The organism is Pseudomonas sp. Marseille-Q7302 (assembly GCF_965111925.1).
This window is the reverse complement of the sequence record NZ_CBCOPK010000001.1, coordinates 3,408,726-3,434,687: the sequence shown is the minus strand read 5'-3', so window position 1 is coordinate 3,434,687 and position 25,962 is coordinate 3,408,726. Positions and strand designations below refer to the sequence as shown.

The following is a 25,962-nucleotide window of genomic DNA, read 5'->3' as shown; positions in this document are numbered from 1 at the left end:
GGGGCACCTGGCGCTTCAGCCAGGCTGCCGGATGCGCCTGCCATGAATCGACTGCTGTTCAATCTCTTCGCCTGGACCAAGATACCCATCGCCAAGATCGCCGGCTTGCGCCTGCGTCACCTGGACGCCACCGGCTGCCAGATGCAGGTCACCCATGGCTGGCTGAACCAGAATCCCTTCAAGAGCATGTTCTGGGCGGTGGAAGGCATGGCCGCGGAATTTTCCACCGGCTTGCTCGCCGACCTGCATATCCGCCGCTCCGGCCAGCGCTTCGCCATGCTGGTGGTGGCGATGAGCGCCAGTTTCACCAAGAAGGCGGTGGGCACCATCGTTTTTCGCTGCGACCAGGGCGCGGTCATCGCCGCGGCCCTGACCCGGGCACGGGAGACAGGCGAGCCGCAGGCCGTCCAGTTGCGTAGCGTCGGCACCGATGAAAGCGGCGAGCAGGTGGCCGAGTTCTTCTTTACCTGGAGCTTCAAGGCGCGGACGCCGGCGGCCTAGCGCCCGAAGCGTCCACCTCGGCGTTCGCCACGTCCCTGGCGCCTGCCACCCTTGCCCTGGCCTTTCTCCTGTCCACGCGGCCGGCGGCGGCGCGACAGCTCGCGGGTGATGGCGTCGTTGAGCAGGTCGCGATGATCCTGGCCGCGTTCCAGCGCGGGAAACAGCTCGGGCAGACTGCGCGCCAGGTGCAGATAGGTCTCCACCACGTGCAGGGCGCTTTCCAGTCCGGCGAGATCGGTACCCATGGGAATGCGCGGCAAATCCACCGGCTCGCCGCGGGCGACCATGCGCAGCCAGCGCTGGGCCTGGCCACTGGCCGGGCCCTCCAGGCCGCCGCGGATCGGCGTGCAGGCGAAGATCCAGCGCAGCTGGAAATCGATGCCGGGCAGGTCGATCAGCTTGATCCACTCGGCCAGCTCATCGGGTAGCACCGAGACGAAGGCATCGCCGTAGTTGATGTTGCGGTTGAAGGTCAGCCAGGTGCGCAGCAGGCTGGGCTCCTCCATGAAGTCGGACAGGGCGCGCAGGTGCTCCAGGCTCGGTCGCACCTGGAACTGATGCAGGTCCACCGGATCGTCCGGGCTGTGGAACAGCCGCTTGATGTTGCGCAGCACATGGGGTTCCAGCGCGGTGATCTCGCCCTCGGCATGATGGCCGAAACGTCCGGCGCGACCGCCGATCTGCTTGACCTCCTGCACCCGCAGCGGGCGATTCTGCACCCCGTCGAATTTCTCGTCGGTGTAGAAGCACAGGGTATGGGCGGGTAGGTTGAGGCCCATGCCCACCGCATCGGTGGCGACCATGATCTCGGTCTCGCCTTCGCGGAAGCGCCGCGCCTGTTCGCGGCGCACCTCCGGGGAGAGGGCGCCATAGACCACCGAGACCCGGCGACCGGCCATCTCCAGCAGGCCCTTGAGCTCCAGCACCACTCGCCGGCTGAAGGCTACCAGCAGCGACCCGGGCTCCAGGCGCTCCAGGGCGGTGGCATGGCGCGCCACGGTAACCGGTGACAGGCGCTTGGTGGGCTTGATCTCCAGGCGGTCCTCGCACAGCTCGCAGAGGGTGCGCAGCGAGGGTTCGATCAGCGCCGGGCCGGTCATCAGCAGGCGTTTGGTATGGGCGCTGACCAGGGCATCGACCCAGGCCCAGCCGCGTTGCGGATCGGCCAGCATCTGCACCTCGTCGACCACCACCACCTCCCATTGCTGGCGCCGGAAGCGGGCGAATTCCTCGACGGTGCAGCAGAAGTGGGTGGCGCCCGGACGAATGATCTCTTCCTCACCAGTCACCAGGGAGCAGGGCACGCCGAGGGATTCCAGGCGCTCCTGGTTTTCCAGGGCCATCAGCCGCAGGGGTGACAGGTAGATGGCGTGGGTCACCGCCGCCATGGCCTCGATGGACCTGTGGGTCTTACCACTGTTGGTGGGGCCGAGCAGGGCAGTCCAGGTGCGGGTCAGACGCCGGGCCGGATAGTTCTGGTGGTACTGGCCGAAGCGCGGGTTGTTTTCCAGCAGTACGGCGAAGGCCATCTTCTCGCGCTGCTGCGCCACGGCATGGCGCAGGGCCCGACGCAGCTTGTCGGCTTCCAGACGCATCAGCTCCTGCAGGCGCGGCGTGCCGAGCTGGTGCAGATCGAAGTCCAGGGCATCGGCTTCGCTCACCAGCACGGCGAAGCGCTCACGCAGTTCCCGCTCGGCCTCCACCTTGAGCGCGGCGACATCGGCGTCGCCGAGCAGGCGCCCCTGATTGGCCGGCAGGCGCCGGGGGATCTCCAGGCGGATATCCTCGTGGGTCAGCACCACGTTGAACCTCAGTTCGTGGCGCGTCTCGTTGAGCACCTCCACCGCGCGCGGCAGGAAGTCGTCCAGGCGGATCAGGGCCTGAGGCACCCGCTCCAGCACACGTTGGCGATCTTCCTCGGCCATCTCGGCGAAGGGCGCTGCCATCACGCCAAGCCGCTCGCGCACGCTCGCACCCAGGCGCTGCCGTACCGCGGCCTCGAAGCCGGTCGCGGAATCGCTTTCCGCCAGCTGCAGCGCCCAGTGAGGTTCGAGCAACTCGCTCGCCGCGCCGCCCGTGAAGAGTTTCTCGCTGCCAAAGACATCCACCGGATAGCCAAAGATCTTGCCGGCACCGAGCAGGGCCTGGCCCAGCAGGGTATCGGGGTCGGGCGTGCTGCCGGCCGCGATTGCGGCAGCGTCGTCCAGACCCAGCCAGAAGGCCTTGGCGATGCGCCCCAGGTGCGGCAGGGGATAGCCCGCGTAGGGCTTGAACCAGAGTTCCTGGTGCTGCTGCTTGGCAGTGAAGGTCGCGTGGGTGCGGCTGGCCCAGTCGAGGAATAGCTGCAGGCGGTCGAGACGGCGTTGCTTGCGGAGGCGGTGATCGCTCATGCGGGAAGAGGCTTTCCGTGGAGGGACTGTAAGGCATGGGACCCCGGTCAGGGCCTTGGGGTCACTGCAGGGCACGCCATTCGGCAGATAGGCGGCACTGTGGCGGCCTTGGCGCAGTCTCCATCAGGAAGGTGGCGCCCGCCACTGGCTCTTCCTCTCCTGTTCTGGATCACGCTACCCACATGACTTTTCTCGTCTGGGTCGGGGTATTGGGATCGCTATTGATGATCCTGGCCCTGACCTCCGCTTATCTCCGTTGGCTGCCGGTGACCACCTCGGTGGTCTGCCTGGCCTTTGGCATGCTCATCAGTCCCATCGGCCTGGGCCTGGCCGAGGTCGACTTCCAGCAGTCGGCGAACTGGATCGGCCACCTCACCGAGGTGGCGGTGCTCTTCTCGCTGTTCGTCAGCGGCCTCAAGCTGCGGCTGTCGTTCCGTCGCTCCTCCTGGCACGGTGCCTACCTCCTGGCCGGGCCGGTGATGGTCCTCAGCATCGCCGGGGTCTGCCTGGTCGCTCACTATCTGCTCGGCCTGCCCTGGGGCGTGGCCCTGCTGATCGGTGCCATCCTCGCGCCTACCGATCCGGTGCTGGCCGGCCTGGTACAGGTCAACCACGCCCAGGATTTCGACCGGGTGCGCTTCGGCCTTTCCGGTGAGGCCGGCCTCAACGACGGCACGGCCTTTCCCTTCGTGCTGCTCGGTCTGCTGCTGTTGCAACATGGCGAGCCCCAGTGGGGCTGGACCCTGGAGTGGTTCCTGAAAAGCGTGCTCTGGGCGGTACCGGCGGGCCTGTTGCTGGGCTACACCATGGGCAAGGGCGTGGGCCGGTTGATGATCTACCTGCGTACCCGGCACGGTGACAGCACCATTTCGCCCAACGACTTCCTCGCCCTGGCGCTGATCGCCCTGTCCTATGTGCTGGCCGACGAGATCGGCGGCTACGGTTTTCTCGCGGTGTTCGCCGCCGGGCTGGGCTTGCGCCAGGCCGAGGTGCAGACCTCCGGCAATGCGGAAATCCCTTCCGAACAACTGGCGCAGCCGGTGATCGGGCATCTCACCGGCGCACCGGAGCACGCCACGGTGGCCAAGGCGGACGATCTCGAAGAGCCCAAGATGGCGGCCGGCGTGATGATGGGCGACATGCTCGCCTTTGGCAGCCTGGTGGAGCGCTCCTTCGAAGTGCTGCTGGTCACCCTGCTCGGCGTGGTGCTCATCACCCACTGGGACAGCCGCGCCCTGCTGCTGGGTGCCTTGCTGTTCGCCGTGATCCGGCCGCTGGGGGTAGCGACCATGCTGCCCTTCACCCGTATCGAGCGTCATCAGGGGGCGCTGATCGGCTGGTTCGGCATTCGGGGAATCGGTAGCCTGTATTATCTGTGCTACGCGCTCACGCATCACGTCACGGCCGACTGGGCGGGGACCATCGTCGACCTGACGCTGTCGGTGGTAGCCCTGAGCATCGCGGTACATGGGATTTCCATCCAGCCACTGCTCGACCGTTATGAGCGCCTCACCGCCCGTCGCGAGGGCTCAGGCTGAGCCTGAGTCACGGTGCGACCCTGACCTGGAGGACGCATGTATCACGGCGAACGTCTCAATGCCTGGACCCACCTGGTCGGTGCGCTGCTGGCGCTGGCCGGGGCCATTACCCTGGTGGTGCTGGCCAGCCTGCAGGGCGATCCCTGGCGCATCGTCAGCGTGGCCATCTACGGGGTCGCGCTGGTGATCCTCTACAGTATTTCGACCCTCTACCACAGCGTGAAGGGGCGGGCGAAACGCCTATTGCAAAAGCTCGATCACCTGTCGATCTACCTGCTCATCGCCGGCAGCTACACGCCATTCTGCCTGGTGACCCTGCGCGGGCCCTGGGGCTGGACGCTGTTCGGCATCGTCTGGGGCCTGGCCCTGGTCGGGATGGCGCAAGAGCTCAAGCCCCGTTCGGAAGCGCGCATCCTGTCGCTGGTGATCTACGCCGTCATGGGCTGGATCGTGCTGGTGGCGGTGGGGCCGCTGCTGGATCGCCTGGGCGGCGAAGGCTTCGCCTGGCTGGCAGCCGGCGGCGTGCTCTATACCGTCGGCATCCTGTTCTTCGTCTTCGATGATCGCTTTCGTCACTGGCACGGCATCTGGCATGGCTTCGTCATGGCCGGCAGCGCGCTGCACTTCGTCGCCATCCTCAGGTACGTGCTACCGACGCCCTAGCCTGGTCTTGAGGGGCCCATCACAGATATGGCGGCCTATGGCCATCGGTGGCGAACCCTTGGGTGGCTGTTTGGTTCTCAGATAGCTGAACCCATTCCCAGTGCGTTGCTTTCCCCAAAACGAAGAAGAAGAGGAAGGTGAAACGTGTTCAGCCGTCCCAGATTTCTTGTATTGCTCCTGTTGCTCGCCTGCACGGCTTGCCAGGAAAAGGATGCCAAGACCGTCGCCGCGCCCATCAAGAAGGAAGCCAGCTTCGAACAGCGCGGCAAGGCCTCCTTCTATGCGCGCAAATTCCATGGCAAGGAAACCGCCAGTGGCGAGACCTTCAACAACAATGAACTGGTTGCCGCCCACAAGACCCTGCCGCTTGGCACCCGGGTCAAGGTGACCAACCTGGAAAACGATCGCGCCGTCGTCGTACGCATCAACGACCGTGGGCCCTATATCCGTGGGCGCATCATCGACCTCTCGCGTGCCGCTGCCCGGCGAGTGGATATGGTCGAGGATGGCACCACGGCGGTGGAGGTGGAAAAACTGGAGTAGGGCGCCTCAGGCGGCCCAGACTGCCTGATCCTTGCCCTGTCGCTTGGCCCGATAGAGGCTTTCGTCCGCTCGCCGTAGCAGGTCGCTCAGCGATCCGTTTGGCTCCAGACGCATCACTCCGGCGCTGAAGGTGATGCCCAGGGGGGCGGCCTCGGCCAGCCGCGTCTGCAGGGTACCCAGCAAGGTACGTACCCGGGCATCGTCCTGTCCGCGAATCAGCAGGCCAAACTCCTCGCCACCCAGCCGACCACCCTGCAGTGCCGGGTCGAGCTGGTTGATCTCCCGGGCCGTGGCGATCAACACCTCATCGCCCATCTGGTGGCCGTACCGGTCGTTGATCTCCTTGAAGTTGTCGATGTCGAGCATGATGAAATGGCCAGGTGTGTCCTGGCTCGCTGCCAGCGCGGCCTCTACCTCGCGCAGGAGCTTGCGTCGATTGGCGATCCTGGTCAGCTCGTCCGTTTCCGCCAGCAGGCGATAGCGTTCCTTGAGGCTGAAGGTCCGGCGCATTCCCTGGCTGCTGGCATGGTTGTAGGCGATGCCGATGGCCAGGGCCACCGCCAGCAGCAACCCGACCAGGGGGCCGGGCATGGCGGCTGGCACCAGCTGGTCCTGGCCGACGAAGAGGATGAATAGCGTGCCCAGCAGGGTGAGCAGGTAGTGGGAGAGGCGATAGGTCAGGCCACAGGTACCCAGGCCGAAGACCAGGGCGACGGGCAGATTCCAGTAGAGACCCGCGTCACCCGCATCGTTGATCTGGATCCGAAAGGCGAAGGCGAGCACCCAGATGTTGCCGGTGAAGGCCAGACTCATCAACCGAGCGCTGCGCACCACGCTGAGCAGGGCGCTGACGCCCAGTAGCAGCAACATCACCGCGAAATAGCGTGGCTTGTATGGGCTGCCGATCAGGGGATTGCTCAACAGGCTCAGCGGCCACATCACCAGCATCAACGGCTGCAGCACCAGCAGAGGCGTGCGCAGCACTCGCCTGACGTGCAGCTCGTAACGGTTTTCATCGTCCATCTGGTTCTCGGAGGGGGTGCTGAGGAGGGCTGCAAGTGGGAGGCCGGGTGGCGTCAGCCTATCGGCCGACAGGCTGACTACTTTAATGGCCAGGGGCCACTATCCGCTGAGCGGTGACGGATCAATGCGTCGACCCAGAGCCGTTAAGGACCACGGTCTGGCTGTATGCCTGGCTTGGCGCGGCACTGTATCTGGCCGGTCGGCTCGAAACGGGACGAGAATCCGGACTCCTCCCGTTCATCCGGTAGCCCCATGCACCTCGCCATCCTCACCTTCGACGGTTTCAACGAGCTGGACTCCCTGATCGCCCTGGGGATTCTCAATCGCATCAAGCGCCCGGACTGGCGCGTCTCGCTGATGGCGCCCTCGCCCTGGGTGACCTCCATGAATGGCGTCCGCCTGGAGCGGCAGGCGGGCTTCGAGGAGCTGGCAGACTGCGCCGCCGTGCTGGTGGGCAGTGGCATCCGCACCCGCGAACTCGCCTGCGATGCGGCGCTGCTGGAGCAGCTGGCCGTGCTCGATCCCGCTCGCCAGCTGATCGGTGCCCAGTGTTCCGGCACCTTGCTGCTGGCGCGACTTGGCCTGCTGGACGGCGTGCCCGGCTGCACCGATCTCACCACCAAGCCCTGGGTGCAGGACGCCGGCATCGAGGTACTGGAACAACCGTTCTTCGCCCGTGGCAACCTGGCCACGGCCGGCGGCTGCCTGGCGTCCAGCTACCTGGCCGCCTGGGCGATCGCTCGGCTGCTGGGCTGCGAGGCGGCGGCCGAGGCGCTGCATTACGTCGCACCGGTCGGTGAGAAGGAGGTCTATGTCGAGCGGGCGCTCGGCAACATCGAGCCCTATCTCAGCCGCCAACCTCTGGAGGTCGCTTCAGCATGTTGAAGATCCTAGGTCGCATCTCTTCGATCAATGTGCGCAAGGTGCTCTGGTGCCTGGATGAACTGGGCCTGGGCTACGAGCGCGAGGACTGGGGCGCCGGCTTTCGCTCGGCGCAGTCCGCCGAGTACCTGCAGTGGAATCCCAATGGCCAGATTCCGGTACTGCTGGATGGCGATTTCGTGCTCTGGGAGTCCAACAGCATCCTGCGCTATCTGGCCAATGCCCATGGTGGCGAGGCGCTCTATCCGCAAGCGCCACGGGGCAGGGCACGGGTCGATCAGTGGCTGGACTGGCAGGCCAGCGAATTCAATCCCGCCTGGAGCTATCCCTATCTGGCGCTGGTCAAGCACCAGCCGCCAGTGCCCGATCCGCAGCGTCTGAAGGAGGGCGTCGCCGCCTGGAACGGGCGCGTTGCCATCCTGGAGGCGCACCTGGCGCAACACGGCCCCTATGTGGCCGGCGAGCACTTCAGCCTGGCCGACATCGTCCTGGGCCTGTCGCTGCATCGCTGGCGGCGCACTCCGATCGAGCGGATCGCGGCGCCGGCGATCGAAGCCTATCTCGGCCGCCTGGCCACCCGGCCCGCCTGGGCATGCCATGCCAGCGACGCCACGCCTTAGGCGACTTCCGCTCTAGGACGCCGACCTATCCTGCTGACCCGCCTCGGGGCGGGGAAACAGCGGGCTGCCGCAACGGTTGCAAAAGGAGGAGTCGGGCTCGTGGGTGGGCTTCTGGCAGTGCGGGCAGTCGCGCTGCAGGGTGGCGCTGCGCATGGCATTGGCCAGCTCCGCGGTAAAGATCCCGGTGGGCACGGCGATGATCGAATAACCGGTGATCATGATCATGCTCGCCAGGGTCTGGCCCAGGGCGGTCTTGGGCACCATGTCGCCGAAGCCCACGGTGGTGAGGGTCACCACCGCCCAGTAGATGCTGCGCGGGATACTGGTGAAGCCATTGGCCGGTCCTTCGATGACGTACATGAAGGTACCGAACATGGTCACCAGGGTGCAGATGGCCAGCAGGAAGACGGTGATCTTCTGGCGACTGCTGCTCAGCGCCACCATGAGAAAATCCGCCTGGCTCAGGTAGGGCGTGAGCTTGAGCACCCGGAACACCCGCATCATCCGCAGCACCCGGATGACCAGGAAGTACTGGGCGTCGGGCGTCACCAGCGCGATGAAGGCGGGAAGCACGGCCAGCAGGTCGATGAGGCCATAGAAGCTGGTGACGTACTGCCGCGGCCGAGGCGCGCAGATCACCCGCAGCAGGTACTCGATCGCGAAGAGGCCGGTGAAGATCCATTCCAGCCCATAGAGCCAGCTGCCGTAGCGCAAATGGATGGACTGGATACTGTCGAGCATCACCACGCCAAGGCTGGCCATGATGACCGCCAGCAGCAGGGTGTCGAAGAGTTTTCCAGCCGGGGTATGGGTATGGAAGATGATGATGTACAGGCGCTCGCGCCAGGTACCTGGGCGAGGGTAGGGATCCATGGAAGCTCCTTGGCGAGGGTGTCCGGTGCACAAGGATAGCAAGGCGCCCCTCGCTGGCGGGTGGAATGCGCGTTAGAGCCGCGCCGCCACCTCGGTGGTCGCCAGCAGATGCTGGAAGCCTTCCAGCAACGCCGTTTCCGCCTGGGTCATGCGCTGCTCGCGGTGCCAGAGCAGATGCACGTCCACGTCGGCCACCCCCTCGCTGGGCGGCAGGCGCCAGAGTTCGCCAGCGGCCACGTCGTCGGCCACCACGTGCTGGGGCAGGCAGCCGATGCCGTAGCCGGCCCCGACCAGGCGGCGGATCTCTTCGAGACTGGGCGAGGAGGCCACGATGCGGCCGGTGAAGCCCTGCTGGTCGCGAAAGATGGTGAGCGGCGAGAGGCTGCCGCCGATCTGGTCGCTGGTAAAGCTGACGAAGTTCTCGCCCTGCAGATCGGCCAGCGACAGCCCGTTACGGCCGAACAAGGGATGGCGCCGTCCGCAGAAGAAGGCATAGCGCTGCTGCAACAGCACCCGCTGTTCCAGCTTGGGCTGGGGCAGCCGGCACAGGGCGAGGCCCAGGGTCGCGGTCTTCTGCAACAGCGAGCTGATGATGTCCGAACTGCGCATCACGTCGATCTCCAGCTCCACCCGCGGAAAGCGCCGATGGAAGTCGGCGAGGAAGTCGTCGTAACAGCGTGACTGGATGCGGCTGATGGTGAGCATCCGCACCTTGCCCACCACGGTTTCGGTGGAGTGCTCCAGGGCGGCGCCAAGACGGGAGACGTTGCCATAGAGATCGCTGGCGATCCGGGCTACCTCTTCCCCGGCCTCGGTAAGGGCGAAGCGCGGTCCGCGACGGATGATCAGCGCGCGGTCGAGTTGCTCCTCCAGCCGCTTGAGCGCCTGGCTCACCGCCGGCTGGGTCAGGTGCAGGCGCGCGGCGGCACGACTCACGCTACCTTCTTGGACGATCACCAGATAGGTGCGCAGGAGATTCCAGTCCAGCCGATCGTTGAGAAAGCGCCGACCCTCCTGCGTAGGCGCGGGGGAGAGCGGCCTGTCCTGATTATTAGCCATGCTTATAGATAAGTATAAGAATTAGAAAATTGACTAATCTTAGCCCGCCAAGGGATAACGATGTCAAGGCGTCCTAGAACGCTCCTGCATCCCTTTTCCCCTCCTGCCCAACAAGAACGACATCCCAGGAGTGCTGCGTCCATGTCTCCCTGACCGCTCCGGCCCATCGCCCTCTGGGCGTTCGACCGTCCAGTTCGCTTCGTCCGCGCCCCTCGGCGCCCCTCTTTTCGGTAGTCGATAGGAGCACCCCTGCATGCCGTCCACTTCGCCTCGTCGCCAACCCCGGCGCGCCGCCGCGGCAGCCTTCGTTGGTACCACCATCGAGTGGTACGACTACTACATCTTCGCCACCGCCGCCGCGCTGGTCTTCGGCCAGCTGTTCTTTCCTTCCGATGATCGCCTGCTGAGCACCCTGGCCGCCTTCGGTACCTTTGCCGTCGGTTTCTTCGCCCGACCTCTGGGTGGCCTGGTGTTCGGCCACATCGGCGACCGCATCGGCCGCAAGAAATCCCTCATCGTCACCCTGCTGATGATGGGCATGGTGACGATACTCATCGGGGTGCTGCCGACCTACAGCCAGGCCGGGGTCTGGGCGCCGATCCTGCTGATCCTGCTGCGGGTGGTGCAGGGCATCGCCGTGGGCGGCGAATGGGGTGGTGCCGTCCTGATGGCCGGCGAACACGCACCCAAGGGGCGGCGCACCTTCTTCGCGTCCTTCGCCCAGTGGGGCAGCCCGGCTGGGTTGATCCTGTCGATCCTGGCCTTTCGCAGTGTCACCAGCCTGCCGGAAGAGGACCTGCTCAGCTGGGGCTGGCGCCTGCCGTTCCTGGCCAGCGCGCTGCTCCTGGTGGTCGGCCTGGCCATTCGCCTGGGCGTGGACGAGTCCCCCGAGTTCGCGGAGATGAAGGGGCGCCAGGAGACGGTCAAGGCACCGGCGGCCGAGGTGTTGCGCACCGCCTGGCGCCCGCTGCTGCTGTGCATCGGCGCCAATACCCTGGGCATCGCCGGGGTCTATTTCACCAACACCTTCATGCTCAGCTACACCACCCAGGTGCTGGAGCTGTCGCGCTCGCTGATCCTCGACTGCCTGCTGTTCGTCGCCCTCATCCAGTTCCTGGTCCAGCCGCTGGCCGCGCTGCTCGCCGAGCGCCTGGGCAGCGCGCGTTTCCTGCTGCTGATCTCCGCCCTGGCCATGGGCTCGCCCTATCCGATGTTCGTGCTGGTCAAGACCGGCTCGGCGCCGCTGATCGTGCTGGGGATCGCCCTGGCGGCGGCCTGCATGGCGTCTTTCTATGCGGTGATCGCCGGCTTCGTCAGCGGCGTCTTCGCCACCCGGGTGCGCTATACGGCGATTTCCCTGGCCTACCAGATCTGTGGCGCCATCGCCGGTGGCCTGACCCCCATGGTCGGCACCCTGCTGGCGCACCGCTTCACGGGCGAGTGGTGGCCGCTGGCGGTCTTCTACTCCCTGCTGGCGGGCCTCTCGTTCCTGTGTGTGGCGGCCCTGTCCCGCCGCCGGAAGGCCACCGCCCATGTCACTCCCGCCTGATCACGAGGAACACAGCATGTATCGAATCGACGGTGAACGCCTCTGGCAAAGCTTGGCCGCCATGGCCGTGGTGGGCCCCGGTGAGGCCGGTGGCAGCAGCCGCTTGGCGCTGAGCGAGGAGGATCGCCAGGGACGGGCCCTGTTCAGCCAATGGTGCGAGGCTGCCGGCCTGAGCCTGGCGGTGGATCGCATCGGCAACCTGTTCGCCCGCCGGCCGGGTCGCGATGCCCAGGCCGCACCGGTGGTCATGGGCAGCCATCTGGACACCCAGCCCAAGGGCGGCCGCTTCGATGGCGTCTATGGCGTGCTCGCCGGGCTGGAGGTGATGCGCAGTTTGAATGATGCGGACATCCAGACCGACCGGCCGCTGGAACTCGCCGTCTGGACCAACGAGGAGGGCGCTCGCTTCACCCCCGCCATGCTGGGGTCCGCGGTCTTCACCGGGCAACTGCCCCTGGCCGAGGCCCTGGCGACCTGCGACCGCGACGGCATCTCCGTGGCCGCCAGCCTGGAGCGCACCGGTTATGCCGGTGACCTGCCCCTGGGTCGGCCCTTCGACGCCTACTTCGAGGCGCACATCGAGCAGGGCCCGGTGCTGGAAGACGCGGGTGTCCCTGTCGGTGTGGTGACCGGCGGCCAGGCGATCTGCTGGCTCGACATCCGTGTTCAGGGGACCGCCGCTCACGCCGGCACCACGCCGATGGCCAGGCGCCGGGATGCCCTGTTCGGTGTCGGCCGGATGCTGGCTGCGCTGGAGGATCTCGCCTCTCGCTTCGGCGACGGACTGGTCACCGTGGGGCAGCTGGAGGTCGCGCGCTCCTCGCGCAACACCATTGCCGGCGACGTGCATTTCACCCTGGACCTGCGGCATCCCCAGGACCAGACGCTGGCCGCCATGGAAGCGGCCGCGCGCGAATGCCTGGCCACCGTGGCCGACGAGCGCGGCTTGTCGCTGGACGTCCAGCGGCATTGGCTGAGTCCTGCTACCCCCTTCGCCGCCGATTGCGTCGCCGCTGTGCGCAATGCAGTCCAGGCGTTGGGCTATCCCTATCGCGACATCATCAGCGGCGCCGGTCACGACGCCATCCACTTGGCCAGGCACTGCCCCACCGCGATGATTTTCATCCCCTGCGCCGGCGGTCTGAGTCACAACGAGGCCGAATCGGCCACCTTCGAGGACGTCCGGCGTGGCGCCGACGTCCTGTTCAATGCGGTGCTGGCTCGCGCCGGCCACCAGGAGAGATGACGTGAAGACCTTCTTCCATCCCGACCAGCGTCTGCATCACCCACGCAGCTACCTGTCCCGCGGCCAGATGCGCACGCCCCAGGAGGTGCCGGCCCGCCTCGATGCCCTGCTCGCGGCGGTGGAGCGCCTGGGCTATCCCCTCGAAAAGCCGGTGGATCATGGCCGCGAGCCGCTGCATGCGGTGCACGGCGAAGCCTATGTGACCTACCTGGAAAACGCCTACCACGACTGGCATCAGGTGCCTGAGGACTGGGGCGACGAGGTGATGTCGAACATCTACATTCGCGAAGGCAATCCGTTGCGCGGCATCCTCGGCCAGACCGCCCGCTACCTGGCCGATGGCAGTTGTCCGATCGGCGCCCAGACCTGGGCTGCCGTCTATGGCTCCGCCCAGAGCGCGGTGGCGGCGGCGCGCTGCGTGCGTGACGGCGAGCCGGCCGCCTATGCGCTGTGTCGCCCGCCAGGGCACCATGCCCGGGCCGAGGCGGCTGGTGGCTTCTGCTACCTGAACGGAGCGGCCATCGCCGCCCAGGAGCTACGGACGCGCTTTGCCCGAGTCGCCATCCTGGATACCGACATGCACCACGGTCAGGGCATCCAGGAAATCTTCTACGAGCGCGACGACGTCTTCTACCTGTCGATCCACGGCGATCCGACCAACTTCTATCCGGTGGTGGCCGGCTTCGCCGACGAGCATGGCAGTGGGCAGGGCGAAGGCTGCAACCTTAACCTGCCGATGCCTCATGGCGCCTCCGAGGCCGACTTCTTCGCCCGGCTGGACGATGCCGAGGCGGCGCTGCGTCGGTGGGCGCCGGATGTGCTGGTGCTGTCCCTGGGTTTCGACATCTACGAAAACGATCCGCAGTCCAAGGTGGCGGTGAGTCAGGCGGGGTTCGGCGTGCTGGGCGAAAGGATCAAGGCCCTGGGGCTGCCTACGGTGATCGTGCAGGAGGGTGGTTACGACCTGGAAACCCTGAGCGACAACGCCGAGCGCTTCTTCCGCGGCTTCGACGGTCGCTGAGTCCTGGGCCCCGGCAGCGGTGCCGGGGCCTGGCAGGATCAGGCGAAGACGAAGTACTTGCGTACCGTCTCGACCACTTCCCAGGTGCCCTTCATGCCGGGCTCGACGACGAAGATGTCGCCGGCCTTGAGGTGGATGGGTTCCTGGCCATCCGGGGTGATGATGCAGTAGCCCTCCTGGAAGTGGCAGTACTCCCACTTCACGTAGTCGACGCGCCACTTGCCGGGGGTGCAGATCCAGGTACCCATGATCTTGCTGCCGTCATCGGAGGTGTAGGCATTGAGGTTGACGGTATGGGGATCGCCTTCGATGCGCTCCCATTTGCAGGCATCGACCACGGGCATGGGTTGGGTGTCGCGCAGAACGGTGATGGGCGGGTTGGCCATGGCGGCTCTCCTGGTGATGGAAGCCGCCAAGGGTGAGGGGTCGCCCCGGACCGGAGTTGTCCAGGGTCGACACCGACCAGCGTATTTGCGCTATTCGGCCGACTAGCGTTCCACCTGCCGGTTCCAGCGCGCATTCCACTGCGGCCGTACCTTGTTGACCTCGTCCCAGTCGATGGTCACGGCGGTCTTCAGGTAGTTCTGCATGGCGTCCACCTGGCCGCGGGTCTTGTCGGTGGTGGGGGTGTTGGGGTTGGACGGAATCTGATCGCCCAGTTCCAGCGCCGGCGCCTGGGCCTCGGGGGTCAGCAGGTACTCAGCCAGTTGCTGGGCCAGCTCCGGCTGGTCGTTGTTGGCGGTCACGCATTCGGCGACGTTGAGCACCACGGCGCCTTCCTTGGGCGGTGCGTATTCCACCGGGATGCCCTTGAGCTTGAGCGCGGTGACCTGGGTGGGCGTCAGCGGGAACAGCGCCGCCTCGTCGGTCTGCACCATCTCCGAAAGCTTGGCCGAGCTGGGGATGTACTCCAGCACATTGGGGCCGACGGTGGTGGGCCAGGCCTTGAAGCCGGGATCGACGTCCTGCTCGGTGCCGCCCTTGAGGCGGTTGAACATCAGGAAGCCGTGCAGGCCGAAGGTGGACGAGGACAGCGACTGGAACACCACCTTGCCCTTGTACTTGGGATCGGTCAGATCGGCCCAGGAGGTCGGCGCCGCCCAGCCCTTTTCCTTGAACAGCCGGCTGTTGTAGGCAAGCCCTGTCACGCCCAGGCTGACGGCGGCCGCCTGGTCCTTGATCTTGGCCTTGTCGGGGATCTGCGCCAGGCTCGCGCTGGGCTTGAGCGGACTGCACAGATTCATGCCGATGGCGCGGTACATGATGCCGTCGTCGAGAAACATCACATGGATCGGCGGCTTCTGCGGACTGGCCTGGACCTTGGCGAGGATATCCGCCGAGGTGCCGGGCACGATCACCACCTTGACGTTGTGCGCCTTCTCGAAGGCGGGCAGCACGCTGTCGGCATAGAGGCGCTCCATGGTGCCGCCGTTCATGCCGAGGTAGAGCGTCGGTTCGGCCACGGCGGCCAGGGGCAGGCCGGCGAGGGCCACGAGCAGGGCGGGGGTCAGGCGCATGATTGGGAACTCCTGGGCTGGGAAGGGAAACGGGCGATGGAAAAGGCCTGCAGGCTGTGCCGGGGCGCGCCCTGCAGGATGCACTCGGCCAGGGCTTCGCCAGCCGCCGGCCCGATCTGGAAGCCCGCGCCGGCAAAGCCGAAGCCGTGCAGCAGGCCGGGGGTGGTGAGGCTGGGGCCGAGCACCGGTTGGTGATCCGGTAGATAGCCCTCGACGCCGCTCCAGGTGCGGATGGCCTGGGCACCGGTGAGAGCCGGATAGAGTTCGGCGGCGTTTCTGAGGATGTCGAGGATGGCCAGCTGGCCGGGGCGGGCGCGATCGGCGTCGAGGGCGAAACCGCGCCCGCCGCCCAGCACGCAATTGCCGCGCGCCACTTGGCGGGCATAGATGCCGCCACCTTCCACGCCGGTACTGGCGGTCATGAAGGGCGGTAGCGGTTCGGTCACCAGCATGGCCGGGTGGGCCGCGGTGAGGGGGACCGGCTCGCCGAAGCGGGCGGCCAGCTCCGCGGCCCAGGCGCCGGCGCAATTCAGCAGCCAGGGCGCGCTCAAGGTCAGGCCGCTGTCGGTGCGGAGCTGGAAGCGCTGGCCGTCGTGCTCGACGGCGGTCACGGCGGTCCGTTCGAGGATTCGGGCGCCCGCCCGGGCAGCCGCCTGGGCGAAGGCCGGGGAGACCAGGCGTGGATTGGCGTGGCCGTCCTCCGGGCAGAAGGAGGCGCCCACGGCGATGTCGCCGACCCAGGGAAAGCGCCGGCGCAATTCGCCCCGGTCGAGCAGTTGCAGGTCGAGGTCGAAGCCCTGGCTGGCCTGGGCATAGGCCTGCAGGGAGGCGAAGTCGGTGTCGCTGCGGGCCAGCTTGAGGTGGCCGGATCTGAGGTATTCGCCATCGGTACCCAGCAGGCCCCGGAGACCGCCCCAGAGCTGATGGGCGCGACTGGACAGCGGCAACTGCACCAGCGGGCGGCCCTGGCGGCGCACCCCGCCGTAGTTGACGCCACTGGCCTGGGCGCCGCAGAAGTTGCGCTCCAGCAGGGCGACGCGCTGGCCGCCCTGGGCCAGGAACAGCGCCGCGCTGCTGCCGACGATGCCGCCGCCGATGATCAGCACATCCACGTCCAGCCGGCTCATGGCGCCAGCTCCACGCCAAAGGGCAGCGGCTTGATTGGCGCCTGGGCGCGCAACCGACCGATCTGGTCCAGCGGCCGACCACTGGCGCAGGCGATCAGCTCGGCCGCCGCCGCTCCGCAGAGGCGGCCCTGGCAGCGGCCCATGCCGACCCGGCAGGTGGCCTTGACCCTGTTGATCTCCCAGTGCCCCTGATCCACCGCAGCGCGGATCTCGCCGGCGCTGACCTGCTCGCAGCGGCACACCATCAGCTCATCCGGCGCCTTGGCGGCCCAGTCCGCGGGGAAGGGGAAGGCGCGCTCCAGGCCCTGGCGAAAGACCTCGAAGCGGGTCAGGCGTGCTTGCAAGGCGTCGACCCGCGTCGCGTCCACCGCCAGGCCGCGATCAGCCAGCAGGCTCAAGGCGGCCAGCTCTCCGGCCAGTTCGGCGGCGTCGGCGCCCTGGATACCAGCGCCGTCGCCGGCCAGGTAGACCCCGGCCTGGCTACTGCGGCCGCCGTTGTCCCGCACCGGCAGCCAGGCGCGATTGAGCGGGTTCCAGGCGAACTCGCAGCCCAGCAGATCGGCCAGTTGGGTCTCGCTGCGCAGTGTCTGGCCGAAGCCGAGAGCATCACATTCCAGCCGATGCGCTTCGCCATCGGCAGCGCGCCAGCGGACGGCACCCACGCGGCGTTCGCCTTCGACGGCAAGGAGTTCGGCGCCCTGGTGCACGGGCACGCCGTGCAGCGCCAGCCAGCTGCGGTAATAGAGCCCCTTGGCGAAGGTGGCCGGCTGGCCGAGCAGCGCCGGGGTGGCTGCGGCCTGGTCGCGAAAGGGGGCGCTGTCCAGCACGGCCAGCGGCTTGGCCCCGGCCTTGGCGTATTGATAGGCCACCAGGTAGAGCAGCGGGCCCGTCCCGGCCAGCACTGGACGGCTACCGATGGCGCAGCCCTGGAACTTGAGTGCCACCTGAGCCGCGCCGAGGCTGTAGACGCCCGGCAGGGTCCAACCCGGCACCGGCAGGATGCGGTCGGTGGCACCGGTGGCAACAATGACCTGCTCGAAGGTCAGGCGATCGACGTAGCGGCCCTGGCTCAGGGTATCCAGGGCGCTTTGCTCGGCATTCCACACCAGGGTGTCGGGGCGATAGTCCAGCGCCGTCTGCACCTCGGTCAAAGCACCGTGCAGTGCCTGGGCCTTGCCGGCTTCGAAGCCATAGAGCGCCCTGAGCGGGCGGCGGAAGTTGACCGGTTGCTGGCGATAGATCTGGCCGCCACCGCGGGCGCTCTCATCCAGCAGCACCGGTCTCAGGCCATGGGCGACCAGGGTCTGGGCCGCACGGATGCCCGCCGGCCCGGCGCCTACCACCACGACGGCGCTCATAGCGGCCGCCCCGGATCGCGACTGACCGCCTGGCCCGCTTCGAGAAAGGTGGCGCAGGCTCGCACCCGGCGGCCGTCGGCCAGGCGCACCCAGCAATCCTGGCAGGCGCCCATCAGGCAGAAACCGGCGCGGGGTTCGCCGCCGAAATCGCTGCCGCGCAGGTGATCGCTCTGGGTCAGGATGGCGGTCAGCAGGGTGTCGCCCTCCAGGCCCTCGGCCGGCTGGCCGTCGAGGGTGAAGGCCAGGGTTGGGCGGTCGCCTTCGGCCACCCGCTTGAGCAGTGCCATGGAGGGGTCTCGGCTATTCATTGTTTGCCCACCAGCACGCGATCCAGGCCATAGATGCGGTCGAGCAGGATCATGGTGGCCGCGGTCAGGGCGATCACTAGGGCCGACACCGCCGCCATCATCGGGTCGATGGATTCGGTGGCGTAGACGTACATCCGCACCGGCAGGGTCTGGGTCGCCGGAGAGGTGACGAAGATCGACAGGGTCACCTCGTCGAAACTGTTGATGAAGGCCAGCAGCCAGCCGCCGGCCACCCCGGGCAGGATCATCGGCAGGGTGATGCGGCAGAACAGCGTGGTGCGGCTGGCGCCCAGGCTCTCGGCCGCCTGCTCCGCGCTGCGGTCTATACCGATGGCGGCGGCGATCACCAGGCGCAGCACATAGGGGGTGATCACCACCACGTGGGCCAGCACCAGCCAGCTGAAGCTGCCATTCACCCCCAGCACCGCGAACAGCCGCAGCATGGCCACGCCCAGCACCAGGTGCGGGATGATGATCGGCGAGAGGAACAGGCCATTGAGAAAGCCCTGGCCGGGAAAGCGATAGCGGGTGATGGCCAGCCCGGCCGGCACCGCGATCAGCGTCGCCAGGGTCGCCGAGAGGGCCGCCAGCTGCAGGCTGTTGTAGAAGGCGGTGAGGAAGTCGGCTCGTTCGAACACGGCCGCGAACCAGCGCAGCGAGAAGCCGGAGGTGGGCAGGCTGAGGGTGTTCTCCGGGGTGAAGGCCACCAGGCAGACCACCACCAGGGGGGCCAGCATGAAGACCATCACCAGGGTATGGAAGGCGAGCCCGAGCGGGCCGTTGCGGGTCATGAGGTCAGACTCCCAGGGCACGTTTGTAGCGGCGTTCCACCAGGCGATTCCAGCCCAGCATCACCAGCAGGTTGAGCAGCAGCAGCGCTACCGCCAGGGTGGCGCCCATCGGCCAGTTCAGCTCGGCCAGGTACTGGTCGTAGATCAGGGTGGCGACCATCTTCAGCCGGCGTCCGCCCAGCAGACCGGGGATGGCGAAGGAACTGGCGGCCAGGCCGAAGACGATCAGCGTTCCGGAGAGCACCCCGGGCATCACCTGGGGCAGCACGATGCGGCGCAGCACCGTCAGGTGACTGGCGCCCAGGGACAACGCGGCCTGTTCGGCGGCGGGATCGAGTTTCTGCAGCGAGGTCCAGACCGGGATGATCATGAAGGGCAGCATCACGTGGACCAGGCCGACGATCACCGCGAAGGGGGTGTAGAGCAGCTTTAGCGGCCGTCCACCCAGCGCCACGATGGCCTGGTTGACCAGTCCGTCGGCGCCCAGTAGCAGACTCCAGCCGAAGGCACGCACCACCACCGAGATCAAGAGCGGCGTCAGCACCAGGATCAGGAAGATCGAGCGCCAGGGCGCGCCCATGCGACTGAGGACGATGGCCTCCGGCACCCCGATCAGCACGCAGAGTAGGGTGACCAGGGCGCTGATCCAGAAGGTGCGCAGGAAGATCTCGTAGAAATAGGGATCGCCCAGTAGGCTCAGGTAGTGCGCCAGGGTGTAGCTGCCTTCCTTCACCCCGGTCTCGTAGTCGAAGACGTTGAACGACAGCGCCAGGGTCAGCGCCAGAGGCGCCAGCAGCAGTCCGGCGAACAGCACCAGGGCCGGGGCGCTGAGCAGATAGGCGCGACCGGTGCCGCGCAGCAGGGTGCTCATGCGGCGGCCTCCGCGGCTTCCAGTCGGCGCAGCAGCGCGTCGTCCCAGTGCAGCCCGACGCGCTGCCCTTCGTCCAGCGGCGGCAGTCCATCGTTGCTGCGCAGCACCGACACCTCGCCCAGCGACGTCTCCAGGCGATACAGCCACTGGCTGCCGAGGAAGAAGCGGGTCAGCACCCGCCCTTGCAGACGCCCCTCACCGGCGGGGCGCAACTCGATCTTTTCCGGCCGCAGCGAGATCGCCAGGGCGCCGCCCGCGGTGATCTGTGGCCGACCCTGGGCATCCAGGCTGCCGGGCAGCAGGTTGGCCTTGCCGACGAAGTCGGAGATGAATCTGTTGCGCGGGTGTTCGTAGAGGCGATAGGGCGCATCCACCTGGGTGATGCGCCCGGCCTCCATCACCACCACCCGGTCGCTGATGGACAGCGCCTCGGACTGGTCATGGGTCACCATCAGGGTGGTGATGCCCACCTCGCGCTGGATGCGGCGGATCTCGAACTGCATCTCCTCGCGCAGATGGGCGTCCAGGTTGGACAGCGGCTCGTCGAGCAAGAGCACCGGTGGTGCTATCACCAGCGCCCGCGCCAGGGCTACCCGCTGGCGCTGACCGCCGGAAAGTTCGCGGGGATAACGCTCGGCATGCGGTCCCAGATGCACCAGCGCGAGAGCCTCCTCGACCCGCCGCGCCAGTTCCGTGCCCGCCACCTTGCGCATGCGCAGCCCGAAGGCCACGTTGTCGCGAACGGTCATATGCGGAAACAGCGCATAGCTCTGGAATACCACCCCGAGACCCCGGCTGGCCGGCTTGGCCTGGGTGATGTCCTGGCCATCAAGGAGGATGCGTCCGCTGCTGACGTCGACGAAGCCGGCGATCATCTGCAGGGTGGTTGTCTTGCCGCAGCCGGAGGGACCGAGCAGGGAAACGAATTCGCCGCGCTCGATGGCCAGGGTCGAACCGGCCACCGCGTAGCTGTCGCCGTAGCGCTTGCTGAGGTTGTCGAGAGTCAGGAAAGCCATGGCCGCAATGCTCCTCCAGTCACGCCCACACGGATGGCGGGCAGGGTTGTGGCAGGGCGAAAGACAGCCTGGATCTGGGACGTTGGCGCTCGCTCGATTGGCGGCGTCCGGTGATTGTGAGTATCGCCCTATGGACCTGAAGGTAAGGGCGACCTAGGATGCGGGACAAGCGGGTTTTTCACTGAATGAACTCTTTTTTCAGATTTATTCACTCAGTGGAATATTTTGGAGCGGTGCAGATGGAAGATTCCATTGAAAGAAAGGCAGCTGCAGGCGAGGTAGGCGTCGGTGCCATTAGCCGGGTATTCGCCGTGGTGCGTGCACTAGGCGAAGGAGACCCCGAGGGCGAAAAGGTCACCCGCCTGGCCGAGCGCGTGGGCCTGTCGCAACCCACCACCCACCGGCTGCTGCGCGGCCTGGTGGAGGAGGGCATGGTGGAACAGTGCGCCCGCAGCAAGAGATACCGGCTGAGCCTGGACTTCTTCGCCCTGGCGGCCCGCGCCGGGCAGGTCGGCAACCTGCGCGACCTGGCGCGGCCGAGTCTGCTGCGGCTGTCGGCGTCCCTGGGGGATTCGCTGTTCCTGCTGGCGCGCAGCGGCTTCGACGCCATGTGCCTGGACCGCAGCGAAGGGCCCTATCCGATCCGCACCTTCACCGGCGACATCGGTGGCCGCGTGCCTCTCGGGGGCGGTCAGGGCGCCCTGGCGATCCTGGCCTTCCTGCCTGAGGAAGAGCGCGAAGAGGTGATCCGCTACAACCTGCCGCGGCTGCGCGACGCTCATCATTACGACGAGGTGCTCCTGCGCGCCGAGATCGACAACGTCCGCCAGCAGGGCTACGCCGCGCGCAACACTGGAGTGCTGGCCGGCATGGCGGGTCTCGCCGTGCCAATCCTCGACCGCAACGGCCGGGCGGTGGCGGCGCTGAGCGTGGGCACCCTGAGCGAACGCCTCAACCCCCAGCGCCTGCCCACCGTGATCGAACTGCTCCGCCGCGAAGCCGGAGTGATCGCCGCGCGCATCAACCCCTTCGATCCGGTCTTGCGCCGGCCGACCCAGGGGTTTGGTTAAAACAACGGACCCGAGCGGGTGTTATTACCCTTCGCCAGACGGTCATAGAGCACCACATTGACCGTGGCCGCCAGATTCATGCAGCCCTGAGTGGGGATGTACACCACGTCTTCGCACCAGTCGCGCAGTTCCTGGCTCAGGGACCCGTCCTCTGAGCCAAACAGATAGAGGGCGCGATCGGGATGGGTGTACTCGGGCAGCGGCCGGGCGCCGTCGACCAGCTCCACCGCCACCGGCACGCACCCCAGCGGCAGGATGCGGCGCAGGTCGTCGATGTTGATCAGCGGGATATCCTGGTGGACCTTCTTGGTGTCGGTGACGAAGTCCTTGGCCCGGTCGTAGCGGGTGCCGGTATAGAACACCGAGGCCACCCCGTAGCAACCCGCCGCCCTCATGATGGACCCGACGTTGGACGGCGACTTGGGGTTGCTCAGGCCGATGCAGGCGTATCTCTTGTTGCTCACGTCAGGAGGACTCTTGGGAAAACCGCCATTATAAGGCGTCGAAGGTCGCAGAAACCGACTAAGATGCGCGCCCGCGTCTCCAGCCCCGAGCCCCTGCGATGTCCGCCACCGCCCTCTACACCGACCTGTCGGCCTACTACGACCTGCTCTGCGCCGACATCGACTACCGGGCCCAGAGCCAGGCGGTCCTGCGCCTGCAGCGCTTGTTCGGCAACGGCGGCAGCCGTCACCTGGATCTCGCCTGCGGCACCGGCCCCCATGTGCGGCATTTCCTCGATGCCGGCTTCCAGAGCAGCGGGCTGGACCTCAATCCGCCGATGCTGGCCCAGGCCGCGCTGCGTTGCCCGGAGGCCGAGTTTTCCTGCCAGGACATGTGCAGCTTCACGCTGGAGCAGCCGGTCGATCTGATCACCTGCTTTCTCTACTCCCTGCACTACAGCGGTAGCCTTGCACGCCTCCAGGCGTGCCTGACGCAGGTCCAGGCGGCCCTGACCCCCGGCGGCCTGTTCTGCTTCAACGCCGTGGACAAGCGTCGCATCGACAATGCCTCCAGCGTCGGCCACAGCGTCGCGCGGGCCGATGGCCACTTCAGCTTCGCCTCCGCCTGGCACTACCCAGGCGAGGGCGAACACCAGCAGCTCCGCCTGCGCATCGAACGCCGCCACGCTGGCGAGCAGCAGACCTGGCAGGACGAACACCCCATGGTGGCGGTGGACTTCCCCGAACTGCTGGCCCTGCTGGAGCCGCAGTTCGAGGTGCAGATGCTGGAGCACGACTACCAGCGCATCGAGCCCTGGGCCGGCGAGGCGGGCAATGCGCTATTCGTCTGCGTCAAACGCTAGTGGGCATGGGTGTGCATCCCGCCATCCACCGCGATCACATCGCCGGTGAGGTAGCGCGCCAGCGGTGAGGCGAGAAAGGCCACTACATGACCCACGTCTTCCGGCTCGCCGAAATAACCGATGGGAATGTGGCGAGCGATAAAGGCCTGGCGCGCCTCGGGTGTCGGGTGCAGCCGTTGCAGAATCTGCTCGGAATTGATCCGCCCCGGGGCGATGGTGTTGACGGTGATGCCCTCGGCCGCCAGCTGACTCGCCAGCCCCTTGGACCAGAACTGGATCGCCGCCTTGGCCGCCCCGGCGCCGTTCAGGTCCCGCGGTTCCATGCTGCCGCTGAAATTGACGATGCGTCCCCAGCGCCGCTCACGCATCCCGCCTAGCAGCGCCTGGGTCAGGCGGCGCGTTGCAGTGAAGTTCAGGGCCCAAGCCTCGTCCCAGGCCGCATCGTCCGCCGTCACTGAAAGCGGTCGTGTGCCGCCGGCGTTATTGACCAGGATGTCCACCCGGCCCAGCCCTTCCTCCGCTTCCCGCGCCAGACGCTGGACGTCTTCGGCGTCGGTGATATCCGCCACGATCACCAGCGGCCGGGCATGACCCGCCGCGGCAATCTCCTCGGCCAGGTCCTCCAGGGCGTCCCGCCGCCGCGCGGTGATCGCCAGCCGAACGCCTTCGGCCGCCAGGATGCGGGCGATGCCAGTACCTATGCCCATGCTCCCGCCAGTAACCAGGGCAGTACGGTCGTGCAGTTGCAGATCCATGATCGATTCTCCAGGGGTGAGGATTTTCGTAGGTTGGGCTGAGCGCAGCGAAGCCCAACACTTCGTGACCTCACCCACACCACTAGCCTCACCCATTACCCAAATGAGATAAACGCCACCTAGGTGTAAGGATTCCTTAACAGGAGTGTTGAATGGATCTGCTCGACAGCATGCAGGTGTTCGTTGCCGTGGTGGAGCGCGGCAGCCTGGCCGCTGCGGCCCAGGCGCAGGGCATCTCGCCGACCATGGCCGGCAATCACCTGCGCAGCCTGGAGAAGCGCCTGGGTCTGCAACTGCTGGTACGCACCACTCGGCGCCAGCGCCTGACCGCCTTTGGCGACGGCTACTACGCCCGCTGCCGCGAGATCCTCGCCCTGGTCGCCGACACCGACCGCCAGGCCGAAACCCAACGCCTGGCACCCGCCGGCATCCTGCGCGTCTCGGCGCCGGTGTCTTTCGGCACCTACGGCCTCACGCCTCGGCTGGGCGACTATCTGGCGCGGCAGCCCCAGGTCACCCTCGATCTGGTGCTGAGCGACCGGGTCCAGGATCTGGTGGAGGAGGGCATCGACATCGCCATCCGTATCGGCGAACTGGCCGACTCCTCCCTGGTGGCGCGACCCCTGGCGCCCTATGTGATGTGGTGCTGCGCCGCACCCGGCTATCTCGTCCAACGCGGCACGCCCGAGCGACTGGCCGATCTGGAGGCGCACGACTGCCTCGGCATGGACCCTCGCGCCCTGAGCCAGTGGCGCGCCCAGACCGGCACCCCCTTCGGCCCGCTACCACCGGGCCGCCTGCATCTCAGCAACGGCCCCGCCCTGCGCCTGGCCGCCCTGCAGGGCCTCGGCATCATCCTCCAGCCGGCCTTTCTGCTGCAGGACGACGTCGCCGCCGGCAATCTGGTCCGCCTCTTCCAGGGCCATGAACTCACCCGCCCCCTGACCGCGCTCTATCCCCACACGAGATGGCGGTCAGTGACGGTGAGGAGTTTTGTGAACTTTTTGTTATCAAATTTTACCAATTAAGCTGGTTGGAGATGGCGATGTTTGACGCAATAATTGGCAATTGGGAAGTTGCAAAATCAGTTTCTGTCGTGCTGAGTTTTATCGTTGTTGTGAGTTTGGTTTTGATGAAGGCAGGGTCTGCCAATTTTCTGCGGGACAGGCTTTGGCGTACTTTGGGGGGTAAGAGGTTTTTCTATGAGGCTGAAACGCAGGCATTTCATCAGAATATAAGGGAGATAGAGCACTTTAGAGCCGAGTTTTCTATTAAAGTGCATGATGCGAATGATATAAAGCTTGTGCGTGACTGGGTGTCAAAAAATTCTATACCACCAAGTCTTTTTATTATGGGTATTAGATATATTGACTTCAGAAATTTCGAGAATATTAAAGTTCCAGATGGTGCTTTAATTCTAAGATTGATAGGTTGGGTGGGCGCATGTCTGTTTGGAGTTTTTGTGTCTATTGCTTCTTTGATTATGGTCTCTACGCCGTATGCAATAGTAAAATTCAAGGCCAATGATGATTGGTTTTTTTACGGGCAAAGTCATTTTAAACTAGCTTTGAATGGCACTAAAATTACTTTAGAAGATTGCAAAAAGAATCCGGTAAAAGTAGCCTCTTTGCCAGAGGCTGAGTTCTATAATGCAGATCAACTAGAGCAGTTGTGTGATGGTCTGGGTGGAGATAAAGAAGTTAAAGAGTTTATGGATGACTCAAGGTCCGCTCAAAGGGTTCTAGGGTGGCCTTTTTTGTTGTTCTTTGCTGGGTTTTCTCTCGGTTCTTTTTATCGAGTCATGGCAAGTGTTGCGATAGAGAGGATTAGGCGAATTATGGTAAATAATGAGCTTAAAAAAATGTTTGGTGATGACGCTAAATGCTTAAATGTTTGGTTTAGAGTTTTTGGCTAAGGAGGGTTTTGCGATCCAAA

The 25,962-nt window shown here is 66.0% G+C and carries 27 protein-coding genes; 13 read left to right on the top strand and 14 right to left on the bottom strand.

Features of this window, described 5'->3' with window-relative positions; all coding sequences use genetic code 11:
- The first annotated feature begins 42 nt into the window (after nucleotides 1-42).
- The gene (locus ACWPW1_RS16020; protein ID WP_313648225.1) at nucleotides 43-501 is read left to right on the top strand and encodes a DUF4442 domain-containing protein; all 459 of its coding nucleotides are present in this window, start codon (nucleotides 43-45) and stop codon (nucleotides 499-501) included.
- Here the strand turns inward: ACWPW1_RS16020 and ACWPW1_RS16015 are convergent.
- Complete coding sequence (locus ACWPW1_RS16015; protein ID WP_454253405.1) at nucleotides 498-2,891, bottom strand: DEAD/DEAH box helicase; 2,394 nt, start codon at nucleotides 2,889-2,891, stop codon at nucleotides 498-500. The two genes, ACWPW1_RS16020 and ACWPW1_RS16015, sit on opposite strands and share 4 nt — an antisense overlap.
- Before the next feature lie 182 nt (nucleotides 2,892-3,073).
- On the opposite strand from ACWPW1_RS16015, the gene ACWPW1_RS16010 reads away from it, so the two are divergent.
- The 3 genes from ACWPW1_RS16010 (at nucleotide 3,074) to ACWPW1_RS16000 (ending at nucleotide 5,635) form a co-directional block, all read left to right on the top strand.
- Nucleotides 3,074-4,429, top strand: coding sequence for a cation:proton antiporter domain-containing protein (locus ACWPW1_RS16010; RefSeq protein ID WP_434774656.1), 1,356 nt, complete (start codon nucleotides 3,074-3,076; stop codon nucleotides 4,427-4,429).
- Nucleotides 4,430-4,465: 36 nt separating this feature from the next.
- Nucleotides 4,466-5,092 carry a PAQR family membrane homeostasis protein TrhA gene (gene trhA, locus ACWPW1_RS16005; RefSeq protein WP_313648223.1) on the top strand — a complete coding sequence of 209 codons (627 nt, stop codon included), beginning with the start codon at nucleotides 4,466-4,468 and terminating at the stop codon, nucleotides 5,090-5,092.
- A gap of 144 nt (nucleotides 5,093-5,236) precedes the next feature.
- A complete protein-coding gene (locus ACWPW1_RS16000) occupies nucleotides 5,237-5,635 on the top strand; it encodes a septal ring lytic transglycosylase RlpA family protein (RefSeq protein WP_454253404.1) in 399 nt (132 codons plus the stop codon).
- 6 nt (nucleotides 5,636-5,641) lie between these two features.
- On the opposite strand, the gene ACWPW1_RS15995 is transcribed toward ACWPW1_RS16000, so the two are convergent.
- Nucleotides 5,642-6,658 carry a diguanylate cyclase domain-containing protein gene (locus tag ACWPW1_RS15995; protein WP_434774655.1) on the bottom strand — a complete coding sequence of 339 codons (1,017 nt, stop codon included), beginning with the start codon at nucleotides 6,656-6,658 and terminating at the stop codon, nucleotides 5,642-5,644.
- A gap of 252 nt (nucleotides 6,659-6,910) precedes the next feature.
- Here ACWPW1_RS15995 and ACWPW1_RS15990 point away from each other — a divergent pair, with 252 nt between their 5' ends.
- Nucleotides 6,911-7,543: a DJ-1/PfpI family protein gene (locus tag ACWPW1_RS15990; protein ID WP_454253403.1), complete on the top strand. Its 633-nt coding sequence runs from the start codon at nucleotides 6,911-6,913 to the stop codon at nucleotides 7,541-7,543.
- A complete protein-coding gene (locus ACWPW1_RS15985) occupies nucleotides 7,537-8,160 on the top strand; it encodes a glutathione S-transferase N-terminal domain-containing protein (RefSeq protein ID WP_434776640.1) in 624 nt (207 codons plus the stop codon). The genes ACWPW1_RS15990 and ACWPW1_RS15985 overlap by 7 nt, the downstream gene beginning before the upstream one ends.
- Before the next feature lie 12 nt (nucleotides 8,161-8,172).
- Here the strand turns inward: ACWPW1_RS15985 and ACWPW1_RS15980 are convergent, their stop codons facing one another.
- Both ACWPW1_RS15980 and ACWPW1_RS15975 read right to left on the bottom strand, forming a co-directional pair.
- Nucleotides 8,173-9,033, bottom strand: a complete 861-nt coding sequence (locus ACWPW1_RS15980; RefSeq protein ID WP_434774653.1) for an ion transporter — start codon at nucleotides 9,031-9,033, stop codon at nucleotides 8,173-8,175.
- A gap of 72 nt (nucleotides 9,034-9,105) precedes the next feature.
- Complete coding sequence (locus tag ACWPW1_RS15975; protein WP_059315663.1) at nucleotides 9,106-10,092, bottom strand: LysR family transcriptional regulator; 987 nt, start codon at nucleotides 10,090-10,092, stop codon at nucleotides 9,106-9,108.
- 253 nt (nucleotides 10,093-10,345) lie between these two features.
- On the opposite strand from ACWPW1_RS15975, the gene ACWPW1_RS15970 reads away from it, so the two are divergent.
- The 3 genes from ACWPW1_RS15970 to ACWPW1_RS15960 are packed head-to-tail and all read left to right on the top strand — an operon-like array spanning nucleotide 10,346 to nucleotide 13,908.
- The gene (locus ACWPW1_RS15970; RefSeq protein ID WP_454253402.1) at nucleotides 10,346-11,641 is read left to right on the top strand and encodes an MFS transporter; all 1,296 of its coding nucleotides are present in this window, start codon (nucleotides 10,346-10,348) and stop codon (nucleotides 11,639-11,641) included.
- A gap of 16 nt (nucleotides 11,642-11,657) precedes the next feature.
- The gene (locus tag ACWPW1_RS15965; protein ID WP_454253401.1) at nucleotides 11,658-12,887 is read left to right on the top strand and encodes a Zn-dependent hydrolase; all 1,230 of its coding nucleotides are present in this window, start codon (nucleotides 11,658-11,660) and stop codon (nucleotides 12,885-12,887) included.
- 1 nt (nucleotide 12,888) lies between these two features.
- A complete protein-coding gene (locus ACWPW1_RS15960; RefSeq protein WP_454253400.1) occupies nucleotides 12,889-13,908 on the top strand; it encodes a histone deacetylase family protein in 1,020 nt (339 codons plus the stop codon).
- 38 nt (nucleotides 13,909-13,946) lie between these two features.
- Here the strand turns inward: ACWPW1_RS15960 and ACWPW1_RS15955 are convergent, their stop codons facing one another.
- The 8 genes from ACWPW1_RS15955 to ACWPW1_RS15920 form a co-directional block, all read right to left on the bottom strand.
- Complete coding sequence (locus tag ACWPW1_RS15955; RefSeq protein WP_271655557.1) at nucleotides 13,947-14,294, bottom strand: cupin domain-containing protein; 348 nt, start codon at nucleotides 14,292-14,294, stop codon at nucleotides 13,947-13,949.
- Between the two features lie 102 nt (nucleotides 14,295-14,396).
- Nucleotides 14,397-15,425 (bottom strand): ABC transporter substrate-binding protein, encoded by a 1,029-nt coding sequence (locus ACWPW1_RS15950; RefSeq protein ID WP_454253399.1) that lies wholly within the window; start codon nucleotides 15,423-15,425, stop codon nucleotides 14,397-14,399.
- Nucleotides 15,416-16,552: an NAD(P)/FAD-dependent oxidoreductase gene (locus ACWPW1_RS15945; RefSeq protein ID WP_454253398.1), complete on the bottom strand. Its 1,137-nt coding sequence runs from the start codon at nucleotides 16,550-16,552 to the stop codon at nucleotides 15,416-15,418. Before ACWPW1_RS15945 ends, ACWPW1_RS15950 begins: the two co-directional genes overlap by 10 nt.
- Complete coding sequence (locus tag ACWPW1_RS15940; protein WP_454253397.1) at nucleotides 16,549-17,910, bottom strand: FAD-dependent oxidoreductase; 1,362 nt, start codon at nucleotides 17,908-17,910, stop codon at nucleotides 16,549-16,551. Before ACWPW1_RS15940 ends, ACWPW1_RS15945 begins: the two co-directional genes overlap by 4 nt.
- Nucleotides 17,907-18,197, bottom strand: coding sequence for a (2Fe-2S)-binding protein (locus tag ACWPW1_RS15935; protein WP_454253933.1), 291 nt, complete (start codon nucleotides 18,195-18,197; stop codon nucleotides 17,907-17,909). Before ACWPW1_RS15935 ends, ACWPW1_RS15940 begins: the two co-directional genes overlap by 4 nt.
- A 17-nt stretch (nucleotides 18,198-18,214) precedes the next feature.
- Nucleotides 18,215-19,009, bottom strand: coding sequence for an ABC transporter permease (locus tag ACWPW1_RS15930; RefSeq protein ID WP_454253396.1), 795 nt, complete (start codon nucleotides 19,007-19,009; stop codon nucleotides 18,215-18,217).
- A gap of 4 nt (nucleotides 19,010-19,013) precedes the next feature.
- A complete protein-coding gene (locus ACWPW1_RS15925; RefSeq protein WP_454253395.1) occupies nucleotides 19,014-19,880 on the bottom strand; it encodes an ABC transporter permease in 867 nt (288 codons plus the stop codon).
- Nucleotides 19,877-20,896, bottom strand: coding sequence for an ABC transporter ATP-binding protein (locus tag ACWPW1_RS15920; RefSeq protein WP_454253394.1), 1,020 nt, complete (start codon nucleotides 20,894-20,896; stop codon nucleotides 19,877-19,879). Before ACWPW1_RS15920 ends, ACWPW1_RS15925 begins: the two co-directional genes overlap by 4 nt.
- Before the next feature lie 239 nt (nucleotides 20,897-21,135).
- Between ACWPW1_RS15920 and ACWPW1_RS15915 the strand changes: the two genes are divergently transcribed.
- Complete coding sequence (locus tag ACWPW1_RS15915; RefSeq protein WP_271655551.1) at nucleotides 21,136-21,966, top strand: IclR family transcriptional regulator; 831 nt, start codon at nucleotides 21,136-21,138, stop codon at nucleotides 21,964-21,966.
- Here ACWPW1_RS15915 and ACWPW1_RS15910 read toward each other — a convergent pair.
- Nucleotides 21,963-22,430 (bottom strand): RNA methyltransferase, encoded by a 468-nt coding sequence (locus ACWPW1_RS15910; protein ID WP_059226744.1) that lies wholly within the window; start codon nucleotides 22,428-22,430, stop codon nucleotides 21,963-21,965. The genes ACWPW1_RS15915 and ACWPW1_RS15910 overlap by 4 nt on opposite strands.
- Before the next feature lie 98 nt (nucleotides 22,431-22,528).
- On the opposite strand from ACWPW1_RS15910, the gene ACWPW1_RS15905 reads away from it, so the two are divergent.
- On the top strand, nucleotides 22,529-23,272 hold the full coding sequence (locus ACWPW1_RS15905) for a class I SAM-dependent DNA methyltransferase (RefSeq protein WP_454253393.1): 744 nt from the start codon (nucleotides 22,529-22,531) through the stop codon (nucleotides 23,270-23,272).
- Here ACWPW1_RS15905 and ACWPW1_RS15900 read toward each other — a convergent pair.
- Nucleotides 23,269-24,027 carry an SDR family NAD(P)-dependent oxidoreductase gene (locus ACWPW1_RS15900; RefSeq protein WP_454253392.1) on the bottom strand — a complete coding sequence of 253 codons (759 nt, stop codon included), beginning with the start codon at nucleotides 24,025-24,027 and terminating at the stop codon, nucleotides 23,269-23,271. The genes ACWPW1_RS15905 and ACWPW1_RS15900 overlap by 4 nt on opposite strands.
- Before the next feature lie 152 nt (nucleotides 24,028-24,179).
- Here ACWPW1_RS15900 and ACWPW1_RS15895 point away from each other — a divergent pair, with 152 nt between their 5' ends.
- Both ACWPW1_RS15895 and ACWPW1_RS15890 read left to right on the top strand, forming a co-directional pair.
- On the top strand, nucleotides 24,180-25,055 hold the full coding sequence (locus ACWPW1_RS15895) for a LysR family transcriptional regulator (protein WP_454253391.1): 876 nt from the start codon (nucleotides 24,180-24,182) through the stop codon (nucleotides 25,053-25,055).
- 17 nt (nucleotides 25,056-25,072) lie between these two features.
- Nucleotides 25,073-25,942 (top strand): DUF6216 family protein, encoded by an 870-nt coding sequence (locus tag ACWPW1_RS15890; RefSeq protein WP_454253390.1) that lies wholly within the window; start codon nucleotides 25,073-25,075, stop codon nucleotides 25,940-25,942.
- The last annotated feature ends 20 nt before the right edge of the window (nucleotides 25,943-25,962 follow it).